We start from the raw sequence: 25,467 nt of genomic DNA, 5'->3' as shown, positions 1-25,467 counted from the left end.
ACTCCCTTGCGAATACCGCGCGTTCATCCCCTGCTGCGGCGCGCGCCTTATACACAGCCTGCCTCCGCGCCGCCACTTGGAATTTAAGGCGCAGACACAAGGGCTTGCACCGCAAGCCGAATTTGACTTTGCTGCGGCTCGGCGCGTGATGGGAGGACGAGGCGTGGGCGAGACGGGATCCAATGGCGTTTCGAGTGAGGATCTGACCATTACGGCCATCGACGGCTTTGAGCTCGCGGGCAACCTGTTCGCGCCGCACGGTACACCCGCGCATGCCGTGCTGATCAATTCCGGGGCGGCGATCCCGCGCCGGATCTATCGCGGCTTCGCTGCTCATCTTGCCCAGCAGGGTTGCGCGGTTCTGACCTACGACTATCGCGGGATCGGCGGCAGCCGTCCCCTCTCCCTGAAGGGCTTTGCGGCCTCGATGACCGACTGGGCCGCACTCGACATCACCGGCGCGGTCGGTTGGATGCGTGCGCGCTACGGTGCGCTGCCGCTGCGCTATGTCGGCCACTCCTTCGGCGGCCAGACGCTCGGCCTGCTCGCCAACAACACCGAGGTGTCGCGCGCCCTCTTCATCGCCTCGCAGGCCGGCTATTGGAAGCTCATGGCTCCGGGCGAACGCTGGCGCGTGGCGACGATGCTCAACGGCGTTGGCGTCCCGCTGACTCATGCGCTGGGTTACACGCCGGGCTGGAGTGGCGTCGGCGAGGACCTGCCGAAGGGTGTCTTCCTGCAATGGGTGCGCTGGATCATGAGCCCGCGCTATCTGTTCGATGACGCATCGCTTCCGCTTGCCAACTACGCCAACTTCAAGAGTCCCGTCCGGGCGCTGTGCCTCGCCGACGATCCCTGGGCCACGCGGCCCGCGGTTGAGCTGCTGTGCGCCGGCTATACGGGCACCAAGCCGGAACTGCTCAGCATCGCGCCGCAGGACGTCGGCGCGTCCGCGATCGGCCACCTGGGCTTCTTCCGCGCGGCGCATCGCGACACGCTGTGGCGCAGCGCGGCAGAGTGGCTGCTCGAAAGCTGACGCGATCGGTTCGTCATGGCCCATGAGCGAGCGCTCCCGCGGCAGGTGCTGCCCGAGCTGTGCTGATGTCGTTCACCCTCATCAAGTCGGAGGGCGCAGGGAATGCCGGGTGAAGGCCTCACCCATGGCCCGCCTGCGGAAGAAAGTGCAGGCGGCAGGTACCACAGGTGCAGCCGATCAACCGGCATTCCCTGCGCGACAGTCTTAACGTTTATACGCAGTCTGCCTGGTGCGCCGGGCTTGTTGGCCACCATGCACGCAACGCGCTTACGCGCCTTGCGTGGGACACCAGCATCGGGGTGCCAGCACGCTGCGACTTCACGTCCGCGCCAAGCCGTTCGTCCGCGCATCCGTCAGGACACGCTGCGGCTTCCTCGCAGCCATCGCTCCCCGCCCCGCGTGTCGTGACGATCGCGCGCAACGCCCCTCCGAGTGAGGCGGGATGCGCGCAATAGAGCACGATTTCTGATATTCGTAAAGAGGAATCTTCGTCGGAACGACCGCTTTTGCCGTCGACAGAACCGCGAGCGTAGCGACATCCGGCCTCGGCCCACTGATTGTCGTCCTCATCCGCAGCGTGCTACTGATCGTGCCAAGCGCCGATTTGACCATCAGCTTGCGGGCGCGTCTCAAAGTGCAGCTAAAGCGAACGGTTCATTGCATGGCAACGCCCTGCCCGCCGTTCCCTGAACGGAGGCTCTCATGCGGTTTGCGGCCATCGCCGACATCCACGGAAATTGCGACGCGCTGGCGGCCGTGCTGGCCGACATCGCTTCGCTTGGCATTGATGACGTCGTCAATCTCGGCGACCATCTCAGCGGCCCGCTCGCGCCGATACAGACGGCCGAGATGCTGATGGCACGCGATTTCCCGTCGGTCAGGGGCGATCAGGACCGGCATATGATCGATCGGCATCGTGCCGGAGATTTGTCCCGCGGGGACGTACGTGCGCTCCGGCAGGAGCAAGTCGCGTGGCTGGCGGCACAGCCGGCGACGTTGCTGTATCGCGATGAGGTGTTCCTGTGTCACGCCGCCCCGGACGACGATGCGGCGTTCTGGCTCGAAGGGATCACGGAGGGCGACACACCGCGTCCAAGCAATCTTGCCAGCATCGAAGCGCGGGCCGCCGGCATCGATGCCTCGCTGATTTTGTGCGGGCACAGCCACATTCCGCGCATCGTCCGGCTCGGCGATGGCCGGCTGATCGTCAATCCCGGCAGCGTCGGGCTGCCGGGCTATCGGATCTCCACGCCCAAGCGCTATCACGTGCAGACTGGCACGCCGGACGCCTGCTATGCGATCGCAGAGCGCCGAGATGGATGCTGGTCATTGACGTTTCGCTACGTGCCTTATGACGGCACAGCGATGGCCGCCCTTGCCCGACGCGGCGGCCGGCCGGACTGGGCCAACGCCATCGCGACGGGATGGGTGGAGTGATCGGCCATCACCCGCAATGCTCAGCAAGCAACGACGTCCCTCCCGTCAGACGGCCAGCAGCAGCCCTGACGCCAGCAGAATGCTCAGGATGATCTTCCTGAACAGCGCGTCGTTGATCTCACGGAAGACAAGGACGCCCAGCGAGCCGGAAGAAGCGGGGTTGGTCGGCCTTTCTCCGCTCGTCATCCCGAACCGCCACTATGGCCGCCGACGATCGGAGAGCGCAGGCGAAAGGGCCGTGCGGAAGCGCAGCAACTCCAGCTTGCACCCGCTGTTCCGACACGCCGCGCAGAGAACATGCATCGATCCGTCATCAGGCCGACACGCGACAGATGATATCGCGCGCCCCGTTATCCGGCATCATCGAGGGGATTCGACCAATGACACTTCGCCTATGGGCGGGCGCAATCGCGCTTGGATGCGCCAGTCTGCTCGGCAGCGAGCTACACGCAGCCGACGGAACGTTCAGCACGCTGACCTACAACGTGGCGGAAACGCCGACCGCCTATAACGGCGGCAGCGACGCACATTCGCGCGTGATCAGCTGCTACCTGCGCCAGTTCGGCATCGTCAACGTGCAGGAGGATTTTCTCTGGCACGCCGCGCTCTATGACACCTGCGACAACCATCCGTATCGCACGCCGACCTCGGGCACGGCCGGAATCGGCGACGGCATGAACACGCTCAGCACCTACGCGTTCGACGATCTCGATCGCGTCACCTGGACCAAGCGGGCCGATTCCGACGCGCTGACGCCGAAGGGATTCTCCCTGGTCCGCACCCGCCTCGCCGAGGGCGTCTATCTCGACTTCTACAACCTGCACGCCCAGTCCGGCACGTCCTCCACCGATCTCGCCTATAGCGAGTCCGACGTGGTGCAGATCCTGAGCTACATCGAGGCGAATTCCGCCGGCAATGCCGTCATGGTGATGGGCGACACCAACACGCGCTACACGCGGGCCGGCCAGAACATGTGGGAATTCCTGCATCACGGCTTCAGCGATGCCTGGATCGAGACGATGCGCGGCGGCAGCGTGCCTCCGATCGGCGCTGCATTGGTCTGCGGCGATCCCCAGACGGCACGGCCGGATTGCGAGATCGTCGACAAGGTGCTGTGGCGCAACAACGGCGTCCTCAACCTGCAGGCCACGTCCTATGTCGACCGGCAGGACGCGCTCGATTCGAGCGGCGCGCAGCTCTCCGACCATCACCCGATCGAGGTGAAGTGGAGCTTCTCGACGGCCGCGAACCGCAGGCTGAGCGATCAGTTCGGCGGCCCGCATGGCACGAGCTACAATGATTCATCGGCGCTGCCCGCCGATCCCGCGGTCAGCAAGCTGACCATCCGCACCGGAAGCCGGGTCGACCAGGTCGAACTGACGCTCTCCAACGGCTATGTCTACAGCCATGGCGGCACCGGCGGCACGGCGCAGAGCCTGACGCTCGGCAGCGGCGAATATCTCACCTCGGTCGGTCTGTGCAGCGATCAGTACCAGGGCCATACGCGCATCTTCCGGATTGCGTTCACCACCAGCACGGGCCGCACGCTGGCGGGCGGCACGACCACCGCGACCTGCACCAGCTACGCCGCGCCGAGCGGCTGGCAGATCACCGGCTTCCATGGCCGGTCCGGTGACGGGATCGACAAGCTCGGCGTCGTCTACGCGCCGGTCTCCAGCGCCGCGCCACCATCGCGCCAGCCGGTCCGCATCGTCAACCGCACGTCCGCGCTGTGCATGGACGTCAATGGCGGCGCGATGGCCGACGGCACGGCCGTGATCCAGTGGTACTGCACCGGCGCCGCCAACCAGACCTGGAGCTACGACGACGCCAGCGGCATGATCCGCAGCATGCAGGATCCGCACTACTGCCTGGACAACAACGGCACCTATGGCGATGGTGCACAACTGATCATCTGGACCTGCACCGGCAACAACAACCAGCGCTTCCGCTATGATGCTGCGACCGGCACGATCGCGCTGCGCAGCTATGCCATCGAGGTCGTCAGCCAGAACGGCACCTCGGTCGGCAACCAGCTGCTGACCACCGCCGCCACGGCGGTGGGATCGCAGCTGTGGACGCTGACGCCCTGATCGCATCGAGCAGGAGCAGTGATCCGGGCGGCCACGCCGTCCGGATCACATCATCAATCTCCCCCCGACAAAGCCTGCGCTTGACATATCCATAACCGAACGGTTATGGGAATATCCATAACCAACGAGTTATGGATTGAATGCCGCGCTCTCCCGACATGCTGTTCCGCACGCTTGCCGACCCGACGCGGCGCGCCATCTTCGAAGGCCTGTGCCGGCATGGCGAGCAGACCGTCGGGGCGCTGACGGCCAAGGCCGGCGTGTCGCAGCCGGCGGTGTCGAAGCATCTCGGCCTGCTCAAGCAGGCGGGCCTCGTGCGGGAGCGTCACGAAGGCCGCCAGACGCATTACCGTGCGCAGCCGAAGGCGCTGGCGCCCCTGCTCGACTGGACCAGCCGGATGGCTGCGTTCTGGGAGAGCCGGTTCGACGAACTCGACACTCTGCTCAACAGGATGGATCAATGAGCTCACCTGCGCCAGAAACCCGCACCGTCGTCGTCGAGCGCGAATTCGCGCATCCGCCCGAAAAACTCTGGCGCGCGCTGACGCAGCCGCATCTGATCGCAGAGTGGCTGATGACGAATGATTTCGCGCCGGCGATCGATCATCGCTTCAAGCTGAAGGCCGACTGGGGCGTCGTCGACTGCCAGGTCGTGACCATCGAGCCGCACAAGACGTTGTCCTACACCTGGGCGGCGGCTGGCCTCGACAGCGTCGTGACCTGGACGCTGACGCCGACCGCCTTGGGCACGCACCTGCGCATGGAGCAGACGGGCTTCGCAGCCGACCAGACCCGCGCCTATCAGGGCGCACGCTATGGCTGGCCGAAATTCTTCGATGCGCTCGAACAGAGCGTCGCGCGCCTCGGCTGAGGCGTGCGCATCACGACGTCATCAGGGGAGAAGCACTTGAACTGGAACAACACCGTCCGGCAGGTCCATCGCTGGGTATCGATCGCCTTCACGGTCGCCGTCATCGTCAACATCGCCGCGATGACGCAGACGCAAGCCCCGCTGTGGGTCGGCCTGCTGGCGCTGATTCCGCTCATCGTGCTGCTCGGCACGGGGCTGTATCTGTTCGCGCTGCCCTACGTCGCGACGAAGTTGACCGCCTCGCGGGTGGAGCGCTGAACGGGCAATCGCGCCCAGCGGCGTTTTCCGGGAGGGAGTCAAGCCTCTTGGCGATCCGGCAGGTCGAGCGTGCGTCAGCGAAGACGATCGCTGGCCGCCTCCAAGGAACGTCTTGCGTTCGCGGCCGAACCGCCCCCTACTGGCGCGTCTTCCGCCAACGAGGCCATTCTGACGTGAACGCTCTTACGCTCTTCAGCTTCGCCATCGTCGCCTTCATCGGGATCGCGACTCCCGGTCCGACGGTGCTGCTGGCCCTCACCAACGGCTCGCGTGTCGGTGTACGCCGCGCCTGGGCCGGCATCGCCGGCGCGGTGGCTTCGGACTTCATCCTCATCGGCGCCGTCGCGGTCGGCCTGGGCGCGCTGCTGGCCGCTTCCGAATTCTGGTTCTCGGTCGTGAAGTGGATCGGCGTGGCCTACCTCGCCTATCTCGGGCTCATGCTGCTGCGGTCCAGCGGGTCGATCGACCTTGCGGCGTCCGCAGACGGCAAGGACGGGTCACGACAGCCGCACGCGCTGTTTCTGAAAAGCTTCCTCGTCGCGATCACCAATCCAAAGGGCTATCTGTTCTTCTCGGCATTCCTGCCGCAGTTCGTGGTGCCGTCCGCGCCGCAGCTGCCGCAATATCTCACGCTGGCCCTCACCTTCGCGATGCTCGATGTCCTGATCATGCTCGCCTACGCGAGCGCGGGCTCGCAAGCGATGCGTTTCCTCAAGCGCTCCGGTGCCCTCTGGCTCGATCGCATCTGCGGCGGCGCGCTGCTGAGCCTTGCCGGCGCCCTTGCGCTTTACCGGCGAGCCGGCCCCTGACCCGGCCGCGCGTCGCGGTCGTCCACCTACTCCGCCGCCTGCCGCACGTGGCGCTCGGTCACCGTGCGCATCGTCACAGCTCCTCCGCGGCCGAGAGATGCCTGGCGCCAACCTCAATCGCACGAGCCTATACGTCCGTCGCGGAGAGAGAAACGCACGGCATCACGAAGGCCGGTCTCGTGAGGCCCTGCCGCCGGTTCAAGGCCGCAGCAACCAGCAGAATGCCTCGCGCAGGATCTCGGTGCCGTTCGTCCGGTGCCAGGCGCCATGGGCGATCACGATCCGCTCGGGGTGCCACCCAAGCATGGTCTCGACCGCGGCCCGCAACTCGGGTCGGTGCCGCCAGGTAAATGTCAGCCGGAGATCGCGCGGCAGGCCGCCATGCGGCGGACCGACGCCCCCGATCCAACTCAGGTAGCGCGCCAAGCCGGCGCCGATCTTGGCCGGCTCGAAATTCTCCATCAGATCGGTCAGGATCAGCGTGCGCGAAGGGCGATGGAAGAACACGACCTCCGTCATATAGCTGCCGACGACGGGCAAGGTCGCGATCTCATCATCCCAGGGATAGCCACCGCTGCGATCCAGCGGCCTGCCCTCGAATTCGATGCGGCCCTTCGCCTTCGCGCGAATGCCCGGCGCCAGATAGATCGCCGCGTCGGGAAAGGCCGCCTGCCAGTCGGGGATCCACCAATAGTGGATGCGATTCGGACCGATGATGTCGCGGACGCGGCCTTCCCGGTCGATCTCGGCCCGCAGTGCCGGCGTCAACGGCGTGGGCGAGTGGATGAACAGATCTCCGGAGGCGCATCGCACCACGGTCATGCGGGTGGGAAACGGAAATTTCAGCCCGGGAATGCCGAAGCGGATCACGGGCCCGTCGACGATCCAGATGTTCTCGGCAACGGGCTTCAGGGTGTTCAGCGGCGGATAGGTCGCAAGGCAATCATCTTGGGACATGCTGGTCGCTCTCCAACCGCTGAGCGGTTCCAACGGCAGCAAGCCCGATCGGCCACGGTGTGGACCGTCGTCAGACCATGAGCACCGGCCCACCGCAGTCGCTACGGACGCCGGCCGCGCGAGCCCCAAAAGCAGTTGGCGGCCTACTCCGCCGCCTGCCGCACGTGGCGCTCGGTCACCGTGCGCATCGTCACCAGCTCCTCCGCGGCGGAGGGATGCAACGCGATAGTGGCGTCGAAATCGGCCTTGGTCGCCTTCATCTTGATGGCAATCGCCACGGCCTGGGTGATTTCGGCGGCCATGTCGCCGACGATGTGGCAGCCGAGCACGCGGTCGGTCGCGCCATCGACGACGAGCTTCATCAGCACGCGGGTGTCGCGGCCGGACATCGTCGCCTTGATCGGGCGGAAGTTCGTCTTGTAGATGTCGACGCGGTCGTACAGCTCGCGCGCCTGCGTCTCGGTGAGACCGACGGTGCCCACTTCAGGCTGGCAGAACACGGCCGTCGGAATGTCCGCGTGATCGACGCGAACGGTCTTGCCGCCAAACACGGTGTCGGCGAAGGCGTGGCCCTCGCGGATCGCGACCGGCGTCAGGTTGAAGCGATGGGTGACGTCGCCGATCGCGTAGATGCTCGGCACCGAGCTCTGCGAGAACGCATCCACCGCAATGCCGCCGTTCCTCGGATTGATGGCGACGCCGGCCTTCTCCAGGCCGAGATTGGCCACGGCAGGATGGCGGCCGATCGCGAACATCACCTTGTCGGAGGCGATGCTGGAGCCGTTCGACAGATGCGTGGTGTAGTCCTGGCCGTGCTTGTCGACGCTCGTCACCGTGCAGCCGGTCAGGATGGTGATGCCTTCCTTCTCCATCTCGGAGCGGACGTGGCGGCGAACGTCTTCGTCGAAACCGCGCAGGATGTTGTCGCCGCGATAGACGACGGTCACGTCGGCGCCGAAATTGGCGAAGATGCAGGCGAATTCGAGTGCGATGTAGCCGCCGCCCTGGATCACGATGCGGCGCGGCAGCTCGTCGAGATGAAACGCCTCGTTGGAGGAGATGACGTGCTCGATGCCGGGAATCGGCGTGCCGTGGTTGGGCGCGCCGCCTGTCGCGATGAGAATGTACTTGGCGCGGATGGTCTCGCCGGTCGTCAGCCGCACGGTGTGGGCGTCCTCGAGCACCGCGCGGGTCTTGACGATCCTGGCGCCAGACTTCTCGACGTTGCTGGTGTAGGCCGCCTCGAGCCGGGCGATCTCCTTGTCCTTGTTCCTGATCAGCGTCGGCCAGTCGAAGGTCGCGGTCGGGATCGTCCAGCCGAAGCCGGCGGCATCGGCGATCTCCTGGCGGACATGCGAGCCGATCACGAACAGCTTCTTGGGCACGCAGCCGCGGATCACGCAGGTGCCGCCCATGCGGTATTCTTCAGCGACCATCACGCGGGCGCCATAGCCGGCGGCGATACGGGCGGCGCGTACGCCCCCCGAGCCGCCACCGATCACGAACAGGTCGACGTCGAATTCAGCCATCTCTCCCCCGACCTGGCCTTTCGGCCGCAAGCCTCAGATCGGCTTGTTGCGCTTGCGCATCTCGGCGCGGAACTGCGCGGTGACGGTGTCGGAAAACTCCGCCGCCCACAGGTTCATCGCCTGCATGCTCATCTGGATCGCCTTCGGCTCCGCCGCAAGCAGCTTCTGGCCGATGGCTGACTTGTAGAAGGCGACGAGGTTGGCGATCTCCTGGTCGGAGAACTCGTTGCAGTAGATCTGCGCCATCTTCTCGCCGATCTCCTTCTCCTTGCCGGCATAGGTCTGCGCGACCGAGACGGCGACCTCGTCGAGGTCCTTCTGGTAGTTGAGATTGGACTGCAGCAGCGCCTGCTTGGTCTGCTGCACGATGCCCGGGACGGCATTGGCGTACATCGCAGCCGCGTTCTTCATCCCCAGAATCTCGCGCGCGCCGGCCATGCAGGCGGGCGAGGCCGGCTTCAGCGCCGGTGCCTGCCCCTGCGCCGCAACCGGGCTTGCCGAGGCCAAGGCCAGCACGATTCCGGCGGCCGGCAAGATTCTGAACACGCTCTTCATTCCAATTCTCCTGTGAGTTGCCGCCCTGAGCACAGCCTCGTGCCGCGCTCAGGGCCGCTGGATAACGCGAATTCCCTGTGCGCCTGCCAGGATCGCCGTGCTGCCGAGGCCGATGAACAGCCCATGCTCGACCACGCCCGGAATTGCGCTCAAAAGACCCGCCAGGCGCGGGGGATCCACGATCTCCCCAAGGCGGACGTCGATAATCCAGTGGCCGCCATCGGTGACGAAAACGTGGCCGTCTGCGGACTTGCGCAGGCTCATCGGCCCGGACACGCCGGCCGTGGCGAAGGCGTCACTCATCTCGCGCTGGGTCGCGGCGAGGCCGAACGGAACCACCTCGACCGGCAGCGGGTAGCGGCCGAGCTGCGCCACCCATTTGCTGTCGTCGGCGATCACGATCATGCGATCCGAGGCGCTGGCGACGATCTTCTCGCGCAGCAGCGCGCCGCCGCCGCCCTTGATCAGGTCGAGCGCCGGATTGATCTCGTCGGCGCCGTCGATGGTGATGTCGAGCCGGTCGATCTCATCGAGCGTGGTCAGCGGCACGCCGCACGCTTGCGCCTGCGCCCTTGTCGCCTCCGAGGTCGGCACGCCCACGATCTTGAGGCCGGCGCGCACCTTTTCCCCGAGCAGATCGACGAAATGCTTGGCCGTCGAGCCGGTGCCGAGACCGAGCTTCATGCCGCTCTCGACCTCTTCCAGCGCACGCGCCGCCGCCTGCCGCTTCAATGCATCCATGTCGACCAAGGAACCCGCCCTTTCGCACCCCTAGACCCCCACGGACGGGGGCCGAAAGCCGGCGCATATCTAGCGATGTTTTGACGCGGGGCCTAGCTCTCGCCGGCCACGAAATCGGACAAAAAGCCATTGCGGGCCTCTTGCAAGGACATGAGCCGGCCGCTAGCGGATACCGATGCCCATCTCCAGCACCATCGTCTTCGATCTCGACGGCACCCTGGTCGACACGGCGCCGGATCTGATCAGCGCGCTCAACCACATCCTGCAGCGCGAGGGTCTGCGGCCGGTGCCGCTGGCCTCGGCCCGCAAGATGATCGGCCACGGCGCCCGCAAGCTGATCGAGCGCGGGCTGGAGGCGGAGGGTCGCCTGGCCAGCACCGATGACATCGGCCGCCTCACCACCGATTTCATCGATTTCTACGCCGACAACATCGCGGTCGAATCGCGTCCCTTCGAGGGGCTGGAGTCGGCGCTGGACGATCTCGCCGCGCGCGGCTGCCAGTTCGCGGTGTGCACCAACAAGCTGGAATGGCTGTCGAAGCGGTTGCTCGACCAGCTCGGCCTGTCCTCCCGCTTCGCCGCGATCTGCGGTGCCGACACGTTCGGGGTCGCCAAGCCGGATCCGGCGATCCTGCGCCAGACCATCGCGCAGGCCGGCGGTGAGATCGGGGCAGCGATCATGGTCGGCGATGCCGGCACCGACGTCGGCGCCGCCCGCCGCGCCGGCGTGCCGGTGATCGGCTGCACCTTCGGCTATACCGACGTACCGATCGCGGAGCTCAATCCGGACCACCTGATCGACCACATGCGCGAGCTGCCGGCGGCCGTCACGGCCCTCAGCCCATCGCTCAGGATCGCCTGAGCGGACTTGCGATTCCACTGCCGCATCGCACCCTAACCCACTGCCCTGTCGACCTGAATCCGCACCTTGCGGTGCATTAACGTTCTGTTGAGAATAGGGTTGACCGCAGTTGCGCCGCTGTTCTGACGCTCCTATGGTCGCCCTGGGATTGCGGCCGATGGCCGCAGGGTTGTGGGGCGGACATCATGATGCGGCGTGTCATCGCAATTGCGGTTGCGGGAGCCGGCTTGGCCGGGTGCTCATCCTTCTCCATGGACAGCTTCAAGATGGCAGCGCCCGAGGTGCCGGTGCACCTCGACTCGGTGCCGCCGGGCGCCGACGCCAAGACCTCGCTCGGACCGGGCTGCAAGACGCCATGCTCGGTCTCGGTGCCGGCGCCCGATGCCGGCTTCAGCGTCACCTTCACGATGGACAGGTACCAGCCCGCGACCATCCCGGTGCAGGTGATCCGCAACACCGGGGATTTCAACAGCTCGCCGCCCGTCGTGATGGACCCGAGCCCGGTGGTCGCCGAGCTGCAGCCGATGCCGGGTACGCCGCCGAAGGCCGTCAAGCACATGCGGCCGAAGAAGCCGAAGCCGCAGAAATCAGCCGCCGCGCCGGCGGCGCCCGCGACCACCGGTTCAGCCTTCCCCGCCCCCGCACCGGGACGCCAGTAGCGGACCATCGTCCCGCGCGCCACCTGCCAGGGCGAAGCTGCATTGCAGCATCGACGGATCCACGTCGATGATTGTGAGGCGCGCCGATCATGATTAGATTGTCGTGAGATCGACATCCGGCCGCGCTTGCGCGGCCGCCGCGTGGCATCGCCGCCACCTGGGCCGCCACCAGCCAAGGCTTTCCATGACCGCAGAGACGTTGAGTGACACCGCCCTGACGCGCCCGATGACCGACCCGTTCGGTCGCCGCATCAGCTATCTGCGCGTCTCGGTGACCGACCGCTGCGACCTGCGCTGCTTCTACTGCATGTCCGAGGACATGACCTTCCTGCCGAAGGCCGACCTGCTGACGCTTGAGGAGCTCGACCGGCTGTGCTCGGCGTTCATCCATAAGGGCGTCAAGAAGCTCCGGCTCACCGGCGGTGAGCCGCTGGTCCGGCGCAACGTGATGGGCCTGGTCCGCTCGCTGTCGCGGCATCTGAAGAGCGGCGCGCTCAACGAGCTGACGATGACGACCAACGCGACGCAGCTCGCCAAATATGCCGCCGAGCTCGCCGATTGCGGCGTCCGCCGCATCAACGTCTCGCTCGACACGCTCGATCCTGACAAGTTCCGCGCCATCACCCGCTGGGGCGATCTCGACCGCGTGCTGGCCGGCATCGAGGCGGCGCGCGCCGCAGGTCTCGCCGTGAAGATCAACGCGGTCGCGCTGAAGAACATGAACGAGGACGAGATCCCCTCGCTGATCGACTGGGCGCACGGCAAGGGCATGGCGCTGACCTTGATCGAGGTGATGCCGATGGGCGAGATCGGCGAAGGCCGCATCGACCAGTATCTGCCGCTGTCGCTGCTGCGCGCGCGCCTGGCGCAGACCTACACCATGACCGATCTCGACGAGACCACCGGGGGCCCTGCCCGCTACGTCCGCGTTGCCGAGACCGGCGGCACAATCGGCTTCATCACGCCGATGACGCATAATTTCTGCGAGAGCTGCAACCGCGTGCGCGTCACCTGCACCGGCACCTTGCACACCTGCCTTGGCCACGAGGACGCCTCCGACCTGCGCAAGCCGCTCCGTGCGTCGGCGAGCGACGAGGAGCTCAGCGCCGCGATCGACCGCGCCATCGGCCTGAAGCCGAAGGGCCATGACTTCATCATCGACCGCCGCCACAACCGTCCGAGCGTCAGCCGGCACATGAGCGTGACGGGCGGGTAATCGGCGTCCATAACCATCGGGCCCTGCGATCAATCGCAGTCGGAACCTCATCGTTTCTAGGCTTGCGGCACGTCCCCGTGCGGCGTAGCTTTCAACTGCAGATCGCGCATTCGAAAGCAATTTGTCGGTTCGGCCTAGCGGGAGACAGCGATGGCAGACCCAGTCGCATGGCACCTGTCCGGTGACTATTTCGAGAATTGCAGTTGCAGCCTGCTGTGTCCGTGCCTCATGTCGGCCGCCCCTCCCCTGACCGCGCAACCGACCGAGGGCTTTTGCAACGTACCATTGCTGTTCCACATCGAAACCGGCCGCTATGGCGATGTCGCGCTCGATGGCCTCAACGCTGCGGTGATGCTCCATGCGCCCGGCGTGATGGCGGAGGGAGACTGGTCGATCGCCGCCTATATCGATCAGCGCGCCGACGACCCGCAGACCGAGGCGATGGCCGCGATCTTCACCGGGGCTGCCGGCGGCCCGATGGCAGCGTTCACGCCGCTGATCAGCACCAATCTCGGCGTGCGCAAGGCCGCCATCACCTTCCGGATCGACGGCAAGACGCGGTCCGCCGACATCGCCGACATTCTGCACATGTCCGTCGATCCGCTGCCGACCATGCATCCGAGCGGTGAGATGTGGGTGAATATCGGCCATCCCGTCAGCCCCGACCGGATGGCGCTGGCCGTCGGCGCTGCGGGCAACACCTACAACGATCACGGCATGCGCTGGGACAATTCCGGCAAGAACGGCCTGTACGCGTCGATCAGTTGGTCCAACCAGGCCTGATGCGACGTGCGGCAAGGCCGCCAACCCACCTTGCAGATGACGGGCAGCGCCCTGGAAGCCGTGCTGCGGCGTGATCGCTGGATCGTGGGCGGCGCGATCGCGATCATGGTCGCCCTGGCATGGGCCTATGTGCTCTGGCTCGCCAACGACATGGACATGGGCGGCATGGACATGACCGGCTTTCGCATGATCCCGGCCGGCATCGGAATCATGTTGCCGGCCAGCGAGCCCTGGCACGCGATCGAATTCGCCTATGTGTTCCTGATGTGGGCGGTGATGATGGTCGGGATGATGGCGCCTTCGGCCGCGCCCATGGTCCTGATGTACGCCCGTGTGGGTCGACACGGTCGCGCGCGGGGCCAGCCGTTCGCTGCGACCGGCTGGTTTGCGGCCGGCTATCTGCTCGCCTGGAGCGGCTTTTCGCTGGTGGCGACCTGCCTGCAATGGGTTGTGGAGCGGACTGCGCTGCTGGATTCGCGGATGGCGATCGACAACCATCTGCTCGGCGCCATCGTGCTGATCGCGGCAGGCGTTTATCAGTGGATGCCGCTGAAGAGCGCCTGCCTTGCCCAATGCCAGTCGCCGCTAATGTTCCTGATGCGCCACGGCGGCTTTCGCGGCGACCTGCAGGGCTGCCTGCTGCTGGGCCTTCGACACGGCGGCTATTGCGTCGGCTGCTGCTGGGCTCTGATGGCGCTGCTGTTCGTCGGCGGGGTGATGAGCGTGATGTGGATTGCCATTCTGACCCTGCTCGTGCTGTTTGAGAAACTGACTCCGGTCGGACGATGGATCGCGCGCGCGGCCGGCATTGCTTGCAGTGCCGCGGGCGCCTGGATGCTGGTGTCCCCACCGCAATGACGCGCAACGACGCGATGCAGGTCGTCGCGAGAGTGGCGACTGCCCCTTGGCACGGGATGCGGGCAACATGGTAAGCAGGCTCCAGCGTGGCGACTCTGTCGCCTGGAATGCCGCAACCGAATTGACGCGAGACGCCCGTGATTCCCTGGAAGCTGATCGACACCGCAGACGTGCCCGGCGGCGGTGAGCCGCTGCGGCTGATGCAGCGCGGCAAGGAGTTCTCGATCAAGCTCGGTTCGAACGAGCTGATGAACAGCCGGCTGCACGGATCCGAAGAGGCGCTGGCGACCCTGAGCTGCGCCCGCATCAAGGCCGAGCCGGCTCCGCGGCTGTTGATCGGGGGCCTCGGCATGGGCTTCACGTTGCGGGCGGCACTGAAAGTGTTGGGTCCGCAGGCCCGCGTCACCGTCGCCGAGCTGGTGCCGGCAGTGATCGCCTGGGCGCGCGGGCCGATGGCCGAATTGTCCGGCGCCAGCCTTGCCGATCCGCGCGTCGACATCCGCGAGGCCGACGTCGTGAAGCTGATCGCCGCAGGGCGCAGCGCCTACGATGCGATCCTGCTCGACGTCGATAACGGCCCGCAGGGACTGACTCGGCAATCCAACGACGCGCTCTATGATCCCTCGGGTTTGCGCACCGCGTTCGCCGCCTTGCGTCCCGGCGGCGTGCTGGCGGTGTGGTCGTCACATCCCGACGATCGTTTCGCCCCGCGCCTGCGCAGGGCCGGCTTCGCGGCCGAGGAGATCAACATCCGCGCCACCGGCCGCGGTGGCGGCGGCGCCCGCCACGTGATCTGGATTGCCACCCGTCCAGCGTGACAGCGTCGTTGCCGCGCGTAGCTCAGCGCGGTGCTACTGGCCCGGAGAACTCTCTCCAGCGACTGGGTCACCTCGCTCACATCTCCCGTTCGGATCGGAGTGGTGACACGTCGGCCATCGTCCTATGATGCGTCAGCGGCTGCGAAGCCTGCGGATGCCCGCATCCACGCGCGAAAGCCTCGAGGATGCTCCATTCTCCGGCCTGCAGACTATAGCTCTGCAACGAGAGCGCGCGCCTGAATGGGAGATTGCCATGGATGACCGCGCCACGCGCGCTGCCCTGCAGCACCATTGGGATGCATCGGACGCAAATGATTTTGAGGCCGAGCACGCCATCTATCGCGACGATGCCGTGCTGGATTATCCGCAATCGGGCGAGCGGATCCACGGCCGGCGCAACATTCAGGAAAGCCGCTTCGTGCAGCCCAACCACAAGCGCTTCTCAGTGCGGCGGATCCTGGGCAGCGGCGATCTTTGGGTGACCGAACTGGTCCTGACCTATGATGGCGCACCCTCCTACGTGGTGAGCATCATGGAGTTCCGCGACGGCGGAGTGGCGCACGAGACACAATATTTCAGTGATCCCTTCGACGCAGCGCCCTCGCGCGCGCATCTCGTCGAGCACGTCGGCGTATTTCGGTGACAGTGCACTTTTTTACCCGCCCGCCGCGTCGCTCCAGCGGCGCACCCGCGCCTCCCGCCACGCAGCAGAAGGCGCCATACCATCTCAGGTTGATTTCTCCCCCGCGCGGTTTACGCTTCCGCTCCTCGGCTCTGAATGTCGAGCGGGGTCCTTTGCATGGCGAGTCCCAAGATCATCATCCTGTCCGACGGGACAGGCAACGCCGCCTCGAGCGTGTGGCGAACCAACGTCTGGCGCATATTCCAGGCGCTCGACCTGCAGGGCAATGCCCAGGCGGCCAAGTATGATGACGGCGTCGGCACATCGTCGTTCGTTCCGCTCGCCCTGCTCGGCGGCGCGTTCGGCTTCGGCCTCAAGCGCAACATCCTGGATGCCTATAAGTTCGTCTGCCGCAACTACGACCACGCGGACGGCTCGAAGATCTATTTGTTCGGCTTCAGCCGCGGCGCCTTCACCGTCCGGGTGCTCGCCGCGCTGATGCTCGATCAGGGGCTGATCGTTGCCGACACCGAGGCTGAGCTGCACGACGGCGCCGTGAAGGCCTATCGCGCCTATCGCGCCAAGGGATACCATTCGATCTGGCGGATCGAGGTGCTGTTCCGCTGGCTTCGCGACAAAATGCTGGTGCCGGTGATCGACCGCATCATGGGCCGCAAATCGCTCGACCTCATCGTGCGAAAAAGCCTCCCGGCGATCGAGTTCATCGGGCTGTGGGATACCGTCGCGGCCTATGGACTTCCGATCGACGAGATGACGCGGGGCATCTCCAACTGGGTGTGGCCGCTCGAGCTCCCCAACCGCGTGCTCAGTCCGCGGGTGACATGCGCGCGCCACGCGCTCGCGCTCGACGACGAGAGGACGACCTTCCATCCGGTGCTCTGGACCGAGGCGGGTGAGACCAAGCCGCAGGATGCCAAAACGATCGATGACGAAAGACTGGTGCAGGTCTGGTTCGTCGGCATGCACGCCAATGTCGGCGGCGGCTATCCGGACGATTCCCTCTCCTACGTCCCCCTGACCTGGCTCGTGGACGAGGCCGTCAAACGCGGCTTGGTCTTCAAGACCGCGCCCGAGGCCGATCCGGATGCGATCAAGTCGATCGTCACGTCACAGGACAAGGACGGCCGACTCTACAACTCGCGCTCCGGGCTCGGCTCCTATTATCGATACGGCCCGCGCAAGGTGTCGGAGCTGTGCAACGACCCGGCGGCGGGCGTCCAGGTGTCGATGCCGAAGATTCACGAAAGCGTCTTCGACCGCATCGACAGCGGCTGCAATGCCTATGCGCCCATCGGCTTGCCGGACAACTACGTCATCGTCCGCTACGACGGCACGCTGGCGCCTCTCGGGCCGGCCACGTTCGAAACGCCGGCCGGAGCGGCCGCCCGGTTCGCGGCCCAGGAAAAGCTGTGGAATCTGGTATGGTTCAGACGCCTCGCTTATTTCGCGACGCTGGCGGCCTCCCTCCACCTCGCGGCCTTCTGGCTGTTCCACGACCTCGATCGCACGCACGAATACGACTCGCGCATCAGGATGGTCTCCGAGGCGGTCCGGCTGGTCGAATCGTTCCTGCCGACATCGCTGCACTGGTGGACGGACTGGTATGCCGCCAATCCCGAATGGTTCGCGGGCGGGATCATCATCCTCGTCGCGCTGACTGCGGCCGGGACATTCCTCAGCGACAGCATCAGCGACCTGATGCGCGTGATCTGGCGCGAACGAGCAGCGCCCCCGATGCTGTCCGGCCCGATGCATCAAGCCATCTACGCCCTCCGGACCAATCGCGCCTATCAGTTCGCCATCAGGAACGGCAAGCGGCATGCCGGCCCGTTGTTGCTCGCTATCGGCACCGTCTGGCTCGCAGCCACGCTGATCAGCCATTTCCTGTTCAACGCCGCGGATTCGATGGGCGCCTTCTGCCATGGCACCCCTGCCCACGAGCTCGTCGCGGTCGACAAAGGCATTCCGCAGGATGCCAGGGATTTCTCGACCGATGCGGTTTGCGCTCCCACCGGGTTGAGAGTCCGTCCCGGCTTCTCCTACGAGATCGTCGTCACCATGACCGACCCGTGGGAGGACGCCGGGCATCCGGTCACGCCCGCCGGCTATCGCACCTCGACGGTCCGGGGCTACGCCCGCGGGACGTTCTACGCAGGCATCCTGCTGCGCCGCGTTCTCTTCCGGCCCTGGTATCGGCTGATCGCCAGGGTCGGCGAGACGGGAGTCGACGAATATTTCCTCGACCCCGTTCCCGCCCCCAACACCACGCCTCAAGCCTACAAAGCGCGCTTCAAGGCCGAGCGCGGCGGTGAGCTGTTCCTCTATGTCAACGACGCGGTGATCGGGCTGCCCTGGGTGTACGATGCATTCTATCCGAACAACACCGGCAAGGCGAAGGTGACCGTCAGGCTGCTCTAAATCACGATCGTCGCCGGCGCGGACCAGCTTGTCGAAATCCCGACGTCGATCGTGGTTCTCTGATGCAGGGACGAGGTCATCATCGATTGTCGGCGAGCCGCTTCGCTCTGTTCAAACACCTGCCTCACTGCTCGTCGTGCGGACCGTGGTCATGACGGTGCCCACCCTCGACGCAGGAGAAGCTCGCCGCGTCGTCGGTGCTGCCGCTGCCGTTGTATCGTGCGATCTTCGGGAACACACAGAGCGGCCGCGTCATCTGCACGTCGGGCGCCGTGTCGTTGACGTACTTGGTCGCGACGATGGACCCCGGCGGCATGCCGTTTTCGACCCAGTCTTGGAGCGCCGGAAGGAAGACGAACGCGTTGGGGCCGGGCCCGCCGCCGCAGTGATACATGCCCGGCACCATGTACAGGCGGGCGTAGCTCAGGGTTCGCTGCAGCCCGGCTCGCACATGATCGCCGCCGAACCGATCTTCCGCGAGGTCAGCATCGATCTGCGCTTCATCTCCTCGCCGCGCCGCGAAGGACGGGCTGTCGAATTTCACGAGCGAGTTGAAGTAGTCGATCGTGTTCTGCGGCATCACCAGCTCATCGGCCCACCCCTGATACATGACGAGCCTGCCGCCGCGTTCCCGGAAGGCCGTGATATCCGGACTGGTGGCGTTCAGCGGCTCGGCCAGCAGGGCCTCCACGGCCGGCAGGTCGCGGTGAATGTCGAAATTCGTGTAGTTGACGGCGCTGCCGGGCTGACCGAAGGTCGGACCGTAGACCCAATACAGGGGACCATCAAACAGCGGCTCCGGAAGCTGCTGCTTGAGCATGATCCCCTTCACCGATAGATCCTCGGTCTCGCTGCCTGGCGCAAAGCCCGGAACGATTCTCTCACCGGTGACCGGATCGACCGTACCGGCATAATAGTTCTGCATCGTCGTGACCTGCTCCTCGGTCAGGCATGCCGGCGGCACATCGCCGCCGGTGCATTGGAGGACCTTCGGATCGAAACGGCAGCGCCGCGGATTGGTCAGGAACTGGTCCGTTACGATGCCGCCATCCCGCCCAGCGCATTGCGCCAGGACGGCCTTGTTGATCCGCGACATCTGACCGGCTTGCATCTGCCGCCCCGGCGTCGCATGCGTGTTGCGCCATCCGAGCGGCGTCGTCGCATACAGGTGCGTGCGATTGTAGGCCGGCGCACCGACCAGGATGCCGTCATAGTCCTCAGGATAGCGTTGCGCCTCCATCAGTCCGCTGTGACCTCCGGTCGAGCAGCCGAAGAAATAGGCCTTGGTCGCGCTCTTCTGATAGTACGCCTGCACGATCTCCTTGGCGCGCAGCGTCATCAGGTGGACCGCCCGATGGCCGAAATCCGTGATCCGGTCGGGATGCCCGTAGAGCCCCAGGCTCGGGGTGGCCTTGTCGCCGAGAGCGATCGCGAGCGCGTTGCCCTTGTTGCCGTCCGATCCGCAGTAGTGAACGGTGCATCCGGAGGTCCCGGTTCCCAGACCGGTGTAGGCGACCGCATAGCCGGCCTTGAGGCGGAACGCGAGGCCGCCGTAGTCGTAGTAGCCGCCGAATCCGCCACTGCCGAGGCCGAGAAACCGCCCGCTCCAGGTCGACGTCGGCAGCCAGACCTCGATCTTGATCGCCGAATCCACGGCCGGCGCGATCGTCGCGGCGACGCGGCAGAACGCCGGCAGTCCCGTGATGTCTTGCGCCGGATTGCTCCCGGGAACGGTGAAGACGCCGCCCGTGATGTCGGTCGCCAGCGTGATGGTGGTATGCTCGAGCGCGAGCGTCTGGAGGTTGCTGCACGGTGTTGCCGCACACGGCGTCGCGATCGCCGCGATCGCGGTCAGGCCTCCCAGGATCAAGCCGAAAAGACGCAATCGAAGCATGTCCGAGTCCCCGCTTCCCCGTCCGAGCCGACGGCGCATGTGGGCCGCCCCACAACATAAGGTCGCATGAGAATGTGAAGCCCGGAAGAACGTCACCGCTCGAGCCCGAGCCGGTCTGCAAACATCTTCGCGTCGAGTGCTCGCGTTTTGGGGAACGGTGCGGACCGGACGAGCACAGACCGTTCGTTCAGCTTCGCCACCGGCATGGCCGGGGTCCCGTCGCGGGGACTTGGCGAGATCGTCCGCGTCGCAGCCGACATCGACCAGCGAGCCACCGCGGGCATGCGCTGGCGTCGCTGCGCCCTGACGGGATCTCGCGTCCATCGCTGCCGACACTGCACCGCATCAACACAGGCTTCGCTTGAACTGCCGGAACTGCGACCAGCCGGCCGAGTTGCAAACGCGGAGCATCGAACGATGAGGCAGAAAACTCCTCATCGAATCCCGCTCCCCTTTTGGCTGTTCTTGGAAAGAGAGGCGACAATGAAAGCACCCCTTCTTCTTGCCGGCGCAGTGATCATCGGATCGGTCGCGCCAGTGCTCGCGGACGAGTACTACATCGTGCAGGGACCGAGCCATCGCTGCACCATCACCACCACTCGCCCCGCCGACCGCGAGGTCGTCACGCAGATCGGACCGATGGCGTTCACCAGCCGCGTGGAAGCCGAGGACCGCATCCGCCAGACCAAGGTCTGCGAGGACGAGGGCACGGTCGGCAGCTCCACCAGCACCACCACGGTCATCAAAGAGAAGTAGTCGGCGGCGTCATTGCTATCGGCGCTTGCCGCGACAAGGCCGCGTCCATGTCCGTGGGCGCGGCCTTTTCTGTTTTCCACAGATCATATTGCGCTCACGGCAACGCCGCGCCCGGCGCATTCGCAACGGCGATGAACCGAGGATATCAGCTTTTCCGATAGCGAACGGCCGGCAGCGGAGGTTGCGTTCCGCCGCAGCGTTGAGTACCCCAGCGCGGGATCGGATCAGGACATCATGGCCTCGCAATCGCTCAAGCTCGCCATCGGCAGCCTCGTGGTCGGAACGATCGTGCTCGGCCTGAAGTATCTTGCCTATTGGATCACCGGCTCGGTCGCGCTGTACTCGGACGCCCTCGAGAGCATCGTCAACGTCGTCACCGCCGCCGTCGCGCTCGTCGCGGTGCGCATCGCAGCCAAGCCCGCCGACGCCAACCATCCGTTCGGCCACCACAAGGTGGAGTATTTCAGCGCGGTGATCGAGGGCGTCATGATCGTCGTGGCGGCGCTGCTCATCATCCATGAGGCTTACGGGAATTTCTTCAATCCGCGGCCGTTTTCGGCGCCCGTCGAAGGGCTCGCGGTGAATGGGCTGGCGAGCGCGATCAATGCGGTCTGGTGCTGGCTGTTGATCACGCGGGGCAAGCGGCTGCGGTCGCCGGCGCTGGTGGCCGACGGACGCCATCTGCTGACGGACGTCGTGTCCTCGGGCGGCGTCGTGGTCGGCCTCGGCCTCGCGGTGATGTTGCAGCTGCCGATCCTCGATCCGGCGCTGGCCGTGCTGGTCGCCGTGAACATCCTGTGGTCGGGATGGCAGGTGCTGAAGGAATCCACCAGCGGGCTGATGGATGAAGCGGTCCCGGACGCCACGCTGGCGCGCATTCGCCTGATCATCAGTCAGCATGCCGGCGGCGCGCTGGAGGCGCATGATGTCCGGACCCGCCATGCCGGCAAGCTGACCTTCATCGAGTTCCACCTCGTGGTGCCCGGCGAGATGTCGGTCAACCAGGCGCACGAAATCTGCGACCGGATCGAGGCCGCCTTGCGCGAGCACGACGAGCACAGCTGGATCACCATCCACGTCGAACCAGAGAACAAGGCCAAGCATTCCGGCGTGGTGGTGCTGTAGCGCCGCACATCAGGCGGCGCGGCCGGTTTTTTTGATTTTTGAGGAGGCTCGCCGCGTCGGGTCAGGCCCCTGGCATCCCCAGATGCCTGCGGGTTCGACGGTGTCGGAGTGCCCGCCGCCAGCGGTCACGAAGCCATTTCACTCCTCCTGGAGCGCGTACTGCTTCGACAGATGGTCTCCAATCTGGACCAACATGGCGACGCATTCGGGATAGCCGGGCCTGCCGATCGTCTCCTGATCGGCACTGGCGCGAAACTCCCAGGAATTTCCGTCCCGCACGACCGCGATGAGAATGCCCTCGGCGTACTCGGTATGAGCCTTCAGCTCGGCCACCGCCATCGCGATCAGTTCGGCTTCGGTCTTGCGCGGCTTGCTCATCCGGTTGTTCCCTGCATCAAACGTCCACGACGACGCTTTTATCCAGCTTGTGGCCCCACGCCAACGTTCCCTTGGCGGGGATCAGACGCCTCGCCGGATCAGCACACCACATTCTGATCCCGCGCTCCGCCCCAGACAGCCCACGCGACCATCCTCCACGGCCGCCCCCATCGGAGCGATGGACGGCCGGCAGCGAACTGCCCGCTCTTTCGGCAGGCCGGACGCCGCCCCCGAACCCGGGTTTAGCCAGCGCCGCCAGACTGTTGCCGGCGCGTCAATGTGTCCATTTTCCGATTGACGGCAGGACGGCGCGCTGAAATGGTGCCCCCGCTTTCAGGCCCAGCGCGGCCGATGGGCGCTCGCCCTTCATACAAGCGCCGAACAAGAGCTGAAGGCATCGAGGGGGAGGACGTTTCGTTGGATTCGCTTCAAGCGCGCCGTCATGACGACATGCACGTTCTGCGTGATCGCGAAGCCGTGCCTCCTGAGAGCTCAGGCGCGCTCGTCTGACAGCGCCCGCAGCGGAGACAATGATGCGCCCCTTGTTGGCAATCAGTAACGCCATCGATCAGCTCAACGAAAAGATCGGTTACGTCTGCAATATCATGGTGCTGCTGGCCTGCCTGGTCAGCGCGATCAACGCCATGATCCGCTATGCCTTCAGCTACTCGTCGAACGGCTGGCTGGAGTTGCAGTGGTACATGTTCGCGCTGCTGGTCATGTTCGGCGCCTCCTACACCTTCCGGCGCAACGAGCATGTTCGGGTTGAGCTGCTCTATCTCTATCTGTCCGAGCGCGGCCAGCTCTGGCTCGATCTGATCGGCACACTGTTCTTCCTGATCCCGACCTGCCTGCTGCTGGCCTACCTGTCCTGGCCGTTCTTCATGCAGTCCTATTCGGTCAACGAGATGTCGGCCAATGCCGGCGGCCTGCTTCGCTGGCCGGTGAAGTTCGCCATCCCCGCGGGCTTCGTGATGCTGGCGCTGCAGGGCCTCTCCGAGGTGATCAAGCGCGCCGCCGCGCTGCGCGGTGAAGTGACGATCGACGCCAAATACGAGAGGCCGACGCAATGATTACGCTGGAGATGATGCCGCCGCTGATGTTCGGCGGCCTGGTCCTGGCGATGCTGATCGGCTTCCCGGTGGCGTTCACGCTCGCCGCCGTCGGCCTGTCGTTCGGCTTCCTCGCCATCGACTTAGGGTTCTTCGACCTCAACTTCCTGCAGGCGATTCCGGGCCGCATCTTCGGCAGCGTGCTCGCCAACGACCTGCTGCTCGCGATCCCGTTCTTCACCTTCATGGGTGCGATCCTGGAGAGATGCGGGCTCGCCGAGGACATGCTGGATTCGATGGGCCAGCTATTCGGGCCGATCCGCGGCGGCCTCGGCTATTCCGTCATCATCGTCGGCTTCATCCTCGGCGCCATCACCGGCACGGTGGCGGCACAGGTGATCGCGATGGCGATGATCTCGATGCCCGTGATGATGCGCTACGGCTACAACATGCGCTACATCACCGGCGTGCTCGCGGCGTCCGGCACCATCACCCAGCTGGTGCCGCCGTCACTGGTGCTGATCGTGCTGGCCGACCAGCTCGGCAAGTCGGTCGGCGACATGTATCTCGGCGCCTGGGGCCCCTCGATCTTCCAGGTCGTGCTGTTCGCCGGCTACACCTTCGCGCTCGGCCTGGTCAAGCCGGGCCACCTGCCGCCGGTGCCGAAGGAGGCGCGTACGCTGACCGGCTGGGCGCTGTGGAAGAAGTGCCTGATGGGCATCATTCCCTCGGCGGTGCTGATCTTTGTCGTGCTCGGCACCATGATGATGGGCCTGGCCACGCCGACGGAAGCCGGCGCCATGGGCGCGGTCGGCGCGATCGTGCTGGCGGTGATCCACCACAAGGAGTTCACCAAGAGCGATCGCAGCATCCTGATCGTCGGCGTCGTCGCCGCCGGCATCGGCACCATCATCGCGATGCTGTTCACCGAGAACCTCGCATTCAAGCTCTCTTTCGCGGTCACCTATCTCGCGGTTGCCTGGCTCTGCATCCGCGCCGTCGCCCTCCCCGACCTGCGCGACCTGATCAAGCAGGGCTACGAGACAACCATGCGCATCACCTGCATGGTCACTTTCATCCTGATCGGCTCGACCTGCTTCTCGGTGGTGTTCCAGGGCGTCTCCGGCGGCGAATGGCTGGAGCACCTGCTCACCTCCCTGCCCGGCGGCGTCTGGGGCTTCCTGATCTTCATCAACATCTTCATCTTCTTCCTGGCCTTCTTCCTCGACTTCTTCGAGATCGCCTTCATCATCCTGCCGATGATCGCACCGATCGCGCAGAAGATCCTGGCGCCGGTGGTCGGCCCGGAGGCCGCCCTGATCTGGTTCGGCGTCATGCTGTGCGTGAACATGCAGACCTCGTTCCTGCATCCGCCGTTCGGCTTCGCGCTGTTCTACCTGCGCGGCGTCGCGCCGAAGGAAGTGAAGAGCTCCGACATCTATTGGGGCGCGATGCCATGGATCGGCCTGCAGGCGATCATGGTGCTGCTCGTAATCGCGTTCCCGGTCACGGTGACCGGCCTGCTCGACAAGCCGGTCCAGGTCGACCTCGACAAGGTCAAGATCGAGGTGCCGCAGATCGATCTGCCGCCGCTGGATTTCGGTGCGCCGAAGCAGTAGACGGCGGCTCCGACCGAATGAAGAAAACCCCGGAAGCTCCGCTTCCGGGGTTTTTGTTTGGGGCCGCCTCTCTTGTTTGGGACTTGTTTGGGACCGTCTC

26 protein-coding genes are annotated in these 25,467 nt (G+C 65.5%); 19 read left to right on the top strand and 7 right to left on the bottom strand.

The window, feature by feature from the left end; all coding sequences use genetic code 11:
• Positions 1 to 163: 163 nt before the first annotated feature.
• Together QW868_RS19210 and QW868_RS19205 are read left to right on the top strand one after the other, a co-directional pair.
• Positions 164 to 1,036, top strand: coding sequence for an alpha/beta fold hydrolase (locus QW868_RS19210; RefSeq protein ID WP_316231216.1), 873 nt, complete (start codon positions 164 to 166; stop codon positions 1,034 to 1,036).
• A gap of 702 nt (positions 1,037 to 1,738) precedes the next feature.
• A complete protein-coding gene (locus tag QW868_RS19205; RefSeq protein WP_315739646.1) occupies positions 1,739 to 2,473 on the top strand; it encodes a metallophosphoesterase family protein in 735 nt (244 codons plus the stop codon).
• A gap of 45 nt (positions 2,474 to 2,518) precedes the next feature.
• Here QW868_RS19205 and QW868_RS19200 read toward each other — a convergent pair whose 3' ends face one another.
• Complete coding sequence (locus QW868_RS19200) at positions 2,519 to 2,659, bottom strand: hypothetical protein (RefSeq protein WP_315739645.1); 141 nt, start codon at positions 2,657 to 2,659, stop codon at positions 2,519 to 2,521.
• Between the two features lie 194 nt (positions 2,660 to 2,853).
• Between QW868_RS19200 and QW868_RS19195 the strand changes: the two genes are divergently transcribed.
• The 5 genes from QW868_RS19195 (at position 2,854) to QW868_RS19175 (ending at position 6,504) form a co-directional block, all read left to right on the top strand.
• Complete coding sequence (locus QW868_RS19195) at positions 2,854 to 4,566, top strand: jacalin-like lectin (protein ID WP_316231215.1); 1,713 nt, start codon at positions 2,854 to 2,856, stop codon at positions 4,564 to 4,566.
• Positions 4,567 to 4,706: 140 nt separating this feature from the next.
• Entirely contained in the window at positions 4,707 to 5,030 is a 324-nt protein-coding gene (locus QW868_RS19190) for a metalloregulator ArsR/SmtB family transcription factor (protein WP_315772894.1), read from the top strand.
• Positions 5,027 to 5,437 (top strand): SRPBCC domain-containing protein, encoded by a 411-nt coding sequence (locus tag QW868_RS19185; RefSeq protein WP_315781088.1) that lies wholly within the window; start codon positions 5,027 to 5,029, stop codon positions 5,435 to 5,437. The genes QW868_RS19190 and QW868_RS19185 overlap by 4 nt, the downstream gene beginning before the upstream one ends.
• A 36-nt stretch (positions 5,438 to 5,473) precedes the next feature.
• Entirely contained in the window at positions 5,474 to 5,695 is a 222-nt protein-coding gene (locus QW868_RS19180) for a hypothetical protein (protein ID WP_315739639.1), read from the top strand.
• A gap of 173 nt (positions 5,696 to 5,868) precedes the next feature.
• Positions 5,869 to 6,504 carry a LysE family translocator gene (locus QW868_RS19175; protein ID WP_315739638.1) on the top strand — a complete coding sequence of 212 codons (636 nt, stop codon included), beginning with the start codon at positions 5,869 to 5,871 and terminating at the stop codon, positions 6,502 to 6,504.
• A gap of 198 nt (positions 6,505 to 6,702) precedes the next feature.
• Here the strand turns inward: QW868_RS19175 and QW868_RS19170 are convergent, their stop codons facing one another.
• The 4 genes from QW868_RS19170 to rpiA form a co-directional block, all read right to left on the bottom strand.
• The gene (locus tag QW868_RS19170) at positions 6,703 to 7,461 is read right to left on the bottom strand and encodes a DUF4336 domain-containing protein (protein WP_316231214.1); all 759 of its coding nucleotides are present in this window, start codon (positions 7,459 to 7,461) and stop codon (positions 6,703 to 6,705) included.
• Positions 7,462 to 7,604: 143 nt separating this feature from the next.
• Positions 7,605 to 8,990 carry a glutathione-disulfide reductase gene (gor, locus tag QW868_RS19165; RefSeq protein WP_316231213.1) on the bottom strand — a complete coding sequence of 462 codons (1,386 nt, stop codon included), beginning with the start codon at positions 8,988 to 8,990 and terminating at the stop codon, positions 7,605 to 7,607.
• A 33-nt stretch (positions 8,991 to 9,023) separates the two neighbouring features.
• Positions 9,024 to 9,545: a DUF2059 domain-containing protein gene (locus QW868_RS19160; protein WP_315739635.1), complete on the bottom strand. Its 522-nt coding sequence runs from the start codon at positions 9,543 to 9,545 to the stop codon at positions 9,024 to 9,026.
• A gap of 48 nt (positions 9,546 to 9,593) precedes the next feature.
• A complete protein-coding gene (gene rpiA, locus QW868_RS19155; RefSeq protein WP_315739723.1) occupies positions 9,594 to 10,286 on the bottom strand; it encodes a ribose-5-phosphate isomerase RpiA in 693 nt (230 codons plus the stop codon).
• 175 nt (positions 10,287 to 10,461) lie between these two features.
• Between rpiA and QW868_RS19150 the strand changes: the two genes are divergently transcribed.
• The 8 genes from QW868_RS19150 to QW868_RS19115 all read left to right on the top strand — a co-directional run bounded on the left by QW868_RS19150 (position 10,462) and on the right by QW868_RS19115 (position 18,543).
• Positions 10,462 to 11,148, top strand: a complete 687-nt coding sequence (locus tag QW868_RS19150; RefSeq protein WP_315758956.1) for an HAD family hydrolase — start codon at positions 10,462 to 10,464, stop codon at positions 11,146 to 11,148.
• 266 nt (positions 11,149 to 11,414) lie between these two features.
• Positions 11,415 to 11,807: a hypothetical protein gene (locus QW868_RS19145; RefSeq protein ID WP_316180572.1), complete on the top strand. Its 393-nt coding sequence runs from the start codon at positions 11,415 to 11,417 to the stop codon at positions 11,805 to 11,807.
• 184 nt (positions 11,808 to 11,991) lie between these two features.
• On the top strand, positions 11,992 to 13,023 hold the full coding sequence (gene moaA, locus QW868_RS19140; RefSeq protein WP_315758957.1) for a GTP 3',8-cyclase MoaA: 1,032 nt from the start codon (positions 11,992 to 11,994) through the stop codon (positions 13,021 to 13,023).
• A 150-nt stretch (positions 13,024 to 13,173) separates the two neighbouring features.
• Entirely contained in the window at positions 13,174 to 13,806 is a 633-nt protein-coding gene (locus tag QW868_RS19135) for a DUF1326 domain-containing protein (RefSeq protein WP_315781096.1), read from the top strand.
• A 36-nt stretch (positions 13,807 to 13,842) separates the two neighbouring features.
• Entirely contained in the window at positions 13,843 to 14,664 is an 822-nt protein-coding gene (locus tag QW868_RS19130) for a DUF2182 domain-containing protein (RefSeq protein WP_315781098.1), read from the top strand.
• A 137-nt stretch (positions 14,665 to 14,801) separates the two neighbouring features.
• A complete protein-coding gene (locus QW868_RS19125; RefSeq protein ID WP_316231212.1) occupies positions 14,802 to 15,482 on the top strand; it encodes a spermidine synthase in 681 nt (226 codons plus the stop codon).
• A 253-nt stretch (positions 15,483 to 15,735) separates the two neighbouring features.
• Positions 15,736 to 16,125: a nuclear transport factor 2 family protein gene (locus tag QW868_RS19120; RefSeq protein ID WP_315812275.1), complete on the top strand. Its 390-nt coding sequence runs from the start codon at positions 15,736 to 15,738 to the stop codon at positions 16,123 to 16,125.
• Positions 16,126 to 16,281: 156 nt separating this feature from the next.
• Positions 16,282 to 18,543: a DUF2235 domain-containing protein gene (locus QW868_RS19115; RefSeq protein ID WP_316231211.1), complete on the top strand. Its 2,262-nt coding sequence runs from the start codon at positions 16,282 to 16,284 to the stop codon at positions 18,541 to 18,543.
• A 124-nt stretch (positions 18,544 to 18,667) separates the two neighbouring features.
• Here QW868_RS19115 and QW868_RS19110 read toward each other — a convergent pair whose 3' ends face one another.
• Positions 18,668 to 20,437, bottom strand: a complete 1,770-nt coding sequence (locus QW868_RS19110) for a tannase/feruloyl esterase family alpha/beta hydrolase (protein WP_316231210.1) — start codon at positions 20,435 to 20,437, stop codon at positions 18,668 to 18,670.
• Positions 20,438 to 20,920: 483 nt separating this feature from the next.
• Here QW868_RS19110 and QW868_RS19105 point away from each other — a divergent pair, with 483 nt between their 5' ends.
• Entirely contained in the window at positions 20,921 to 21,193 is a 273-nt protein-coding gene (locus QW868_RS19105) for a hypothetical protein (RefSeq protein ID WP_315717640.1), read from the top strand.
• A 234-nt stretch (positions 21,194 to 21,427) separates the two neighbouring features.
• The gene (locus QW868_RS19100; RefSeq protein WP_315739622.1) at positions 21,428 to 22,318 is read left to right on the top strand and encodes a cation diffusion facilitator family transporter; all 891 of its coding nucleotides are present in this window, start codon (positions 21,428 to 21,430) and stop codon (positions 22,316 to 22,318) included.
• A gap of 138 nt (positions 22,319 to 22,456) precedes the next feature.
• Here the strand turns inward: QW868_RS19100 and QW868_RS19095 are convergent, their stop codons facing one another.
• A complete protein-coding gene (locus QW868_RS19095; protein ID WP_316231209.1) occupies positions 22,457 to 22,696 on the bottom strand; it encodes a hypothetical protein in 240 nt (79 codons plus the stop codon).
• A 533-nt stretch (positions 22,697 to 23,229) separates the two neighbouring features.
• On the opposite strand from QW868_RS19095, the gene QW868_RS19090 reads away from it, so the two are divergent.
• Both QW868_RS19090 and QW868_RS19085 read left to right on the top strand, forming a co-directional pair.
• The gene (locus tag QW868_RS19090) at positions 23,230 to 23,769 is read left to right on the top strand and encodes a TRAP transporter small permease subunit (protein ID WP_315739620.1); all 540 of its coding nucleotides are present in this window, start codon (positions 23,230 to 23,232) and stop codon (positions 23,767 to 23,769) included.
• Entirely contained in the window at positions 23,766 to 25,367 is a 1,602-nt protein-coding gene (locus tag QW868_RS19085) for a TRAP transporter large permease subunit (protein ID WP_316231208.1), read from the top strand. The genes QW868_RS19090 and QW868_RS19085 overlap by 4 nt, the downstream gene beginning before the upstream one ends.
• The last annotated feature ends 100 nt before the right edge of the window (positions 25,368 to 25,467 follow it).

The sequence above is a fragment of the Bradyrhizobium sp. SZCCHNR1051 genome (genome assembly GCF_032489615.1).
In the GTDB taxonomy this organism is placed as follows: domain Bacteria; phylum Pseudomonadota; class Alphaproteobacteria; order Rhizobiales; family Xanthobacteraceae; genus Bradyrhizobium.
The sequence above is the reverse complement of the archived record's forward strand: the minus strand, read 5'-3'. Positions and strand labels throughout refer to the sequence as shown.

Excerpts from the sequence above, each read along its gene's own strand:
- QW868_RS19130 (WP_315781098.1), top strand. The coding sequence starts at position 13,843 with ATGACGGGCAGCGCCCTGGAAGCCGTGCTGCGGCGTGATCGCTGGATC.
- QW868_RS19160 (WP_315739635.1), bottom strand. The coding sequence starts at position 9,545 with ATGAAGAGCGTGTTCAGAATCTTGCCGGCCGCCGGAATCGTGCTGGCC.
- moaA (WP_315758957.1), top strand. The coding sequence starts at position 11,992 with ATGACCGCAGAGACGTTGAGTGACACCGCCCTGACGCGCCCGATGACC.
- QW868_RS19195 (WP_316231215.1), top strand. The coding sequence starts at position 2,854 with ATGACACTTCGCCTATGGGCGGGCGCAATCGCGCTTGGATGCGCCAGT.
- QW868_RS19170 (WP_316231214.1), bottom strand. The coding sequence starts at position 7,461 with ATGTCCCAAGATGATTGCCTTGCGACCTATCCGCCGCTGAACACCCTG.
- QW868_RS19185 (WP_315781088.1), top strand. The coding sequence starts at position 5,027 with ATGAGCTCACCTGCGCCAGAAACCCGCACCGTCGTCGTCGAGCGCGAA.
- QW868_RS19120 (WP_315812275.1), top strand. The coding sequence starts at position 15,736 with ATGGATGACCGCGCCACGCGCGCTGCCCTGCAGCACCATTGGGATGCA.
- QW868_RS19095 (WP_316231209.1), bottom strand. The coding sequence starts at position 22,696 with ATGAGCAAGCCGCGCAAGACCGAAGCCGAACTGATCGCGATGGCGGTG.
- QW868_RS19145 (WP_316180572.1), top strand. The coding sequence starts at position 11,415 with ATGGCAGCGCCCGAGGTGCCGGTGCACCTCGACTCGGTGCCGCCGGGC.
- QW868_RS19190 (WP_315772894.1), top strand. The coding sequence starts at position 4,707 with ATGCCGCGCTCTCCCGACATGCTGTTCCGCACGCTTGCCGACCCGACG.
- QW868_RS19100 (WP_315739622.1), top strand. The coding sequence starts at position 21,428 with ATGGCCTCGCAATCGCTCAAGCTCGCCATCGGCAGCCTCGTGGTCGGA.
- QW868_RS19110 (WP_316231210.1), bottom strand. The coding sequence starts at position 20,437 with ATGCTTCGATTGCGTCTTTTCGGCTTGATCCTGGGAGGCCTGACCGCG.
- QW868_RS19105 (WP_315717640.1), top strand. The coding sequence starts at position 20,921 with ATGAAAGCACCCCTTCTTCTTGCCGGCGCAGTGATCATCGGATCGGTC.
- QW868_RS19115 (WP_316231211.1), top strand. The coding sequence starts at position 16,282 with ATGGCGAGTCCCAAGATCATCATCCTGTCCGACGGGACAGGCAACGCC.
- QW868_RS19200 (WP_315739645.1), bottom strand. The coding sequence starts at position 2,659 with ATGACGAGCGGAGAAAGGCCGACCAACCCCGCTTCTTCCGGCTCGCTG.
- QW868_RS19085 (WP_316231208.1), top strand. The coding sequence starts at position 23,766 with ATGATTACGCTGGAGATGATGCCGCCGCTGATGTTCGGCGGCCTGGTC.
- QW868_RS19090 (WP_315739620.1), top strand. The coding sequence starts at position 23,230 with ATGCGCCCCTTGTTGGCAATCAGTAACGCCATCGATCAGCTCAACGAA.
- rpiA (WP_315739723.1), bottom strand. The coding sequence starts at position 10,286 with ATGGATGCATTGAAGCGGCAGGCGGCGGCGCGTGCGCTGGAAGAGGTC.
- QW868_RS19150 (WP_315758956.1), top strand. The coding sequence starts at position 10,462 with ATGCCCATCTCCAGCACCATCGTCTTCGATCTCGACGGCACCCTGGTC.
- gor (WP_316231213.1), bottom strand. The coding sequence starts at position 8,990 with ATGGCTGAATTCGACGTCGACCTGTTCGTGATCGGTGGCGGCTCGGGG.
- QW868_RS19205 (WP_315739646.1), top strand. The coding sequence starts at position 1,739 with ATGCGGTTTGCGGCCATCGCCGACATCCACGGAAATTGCGACGCGCTG.
- QW868_RS19135 (WP_315781096.1), top strand. The coding sequence starts at position 13,174 with ATGGCAGACCCAGTCGCATGGCACCTGTCCGGTGACTATTTCGAGAAT.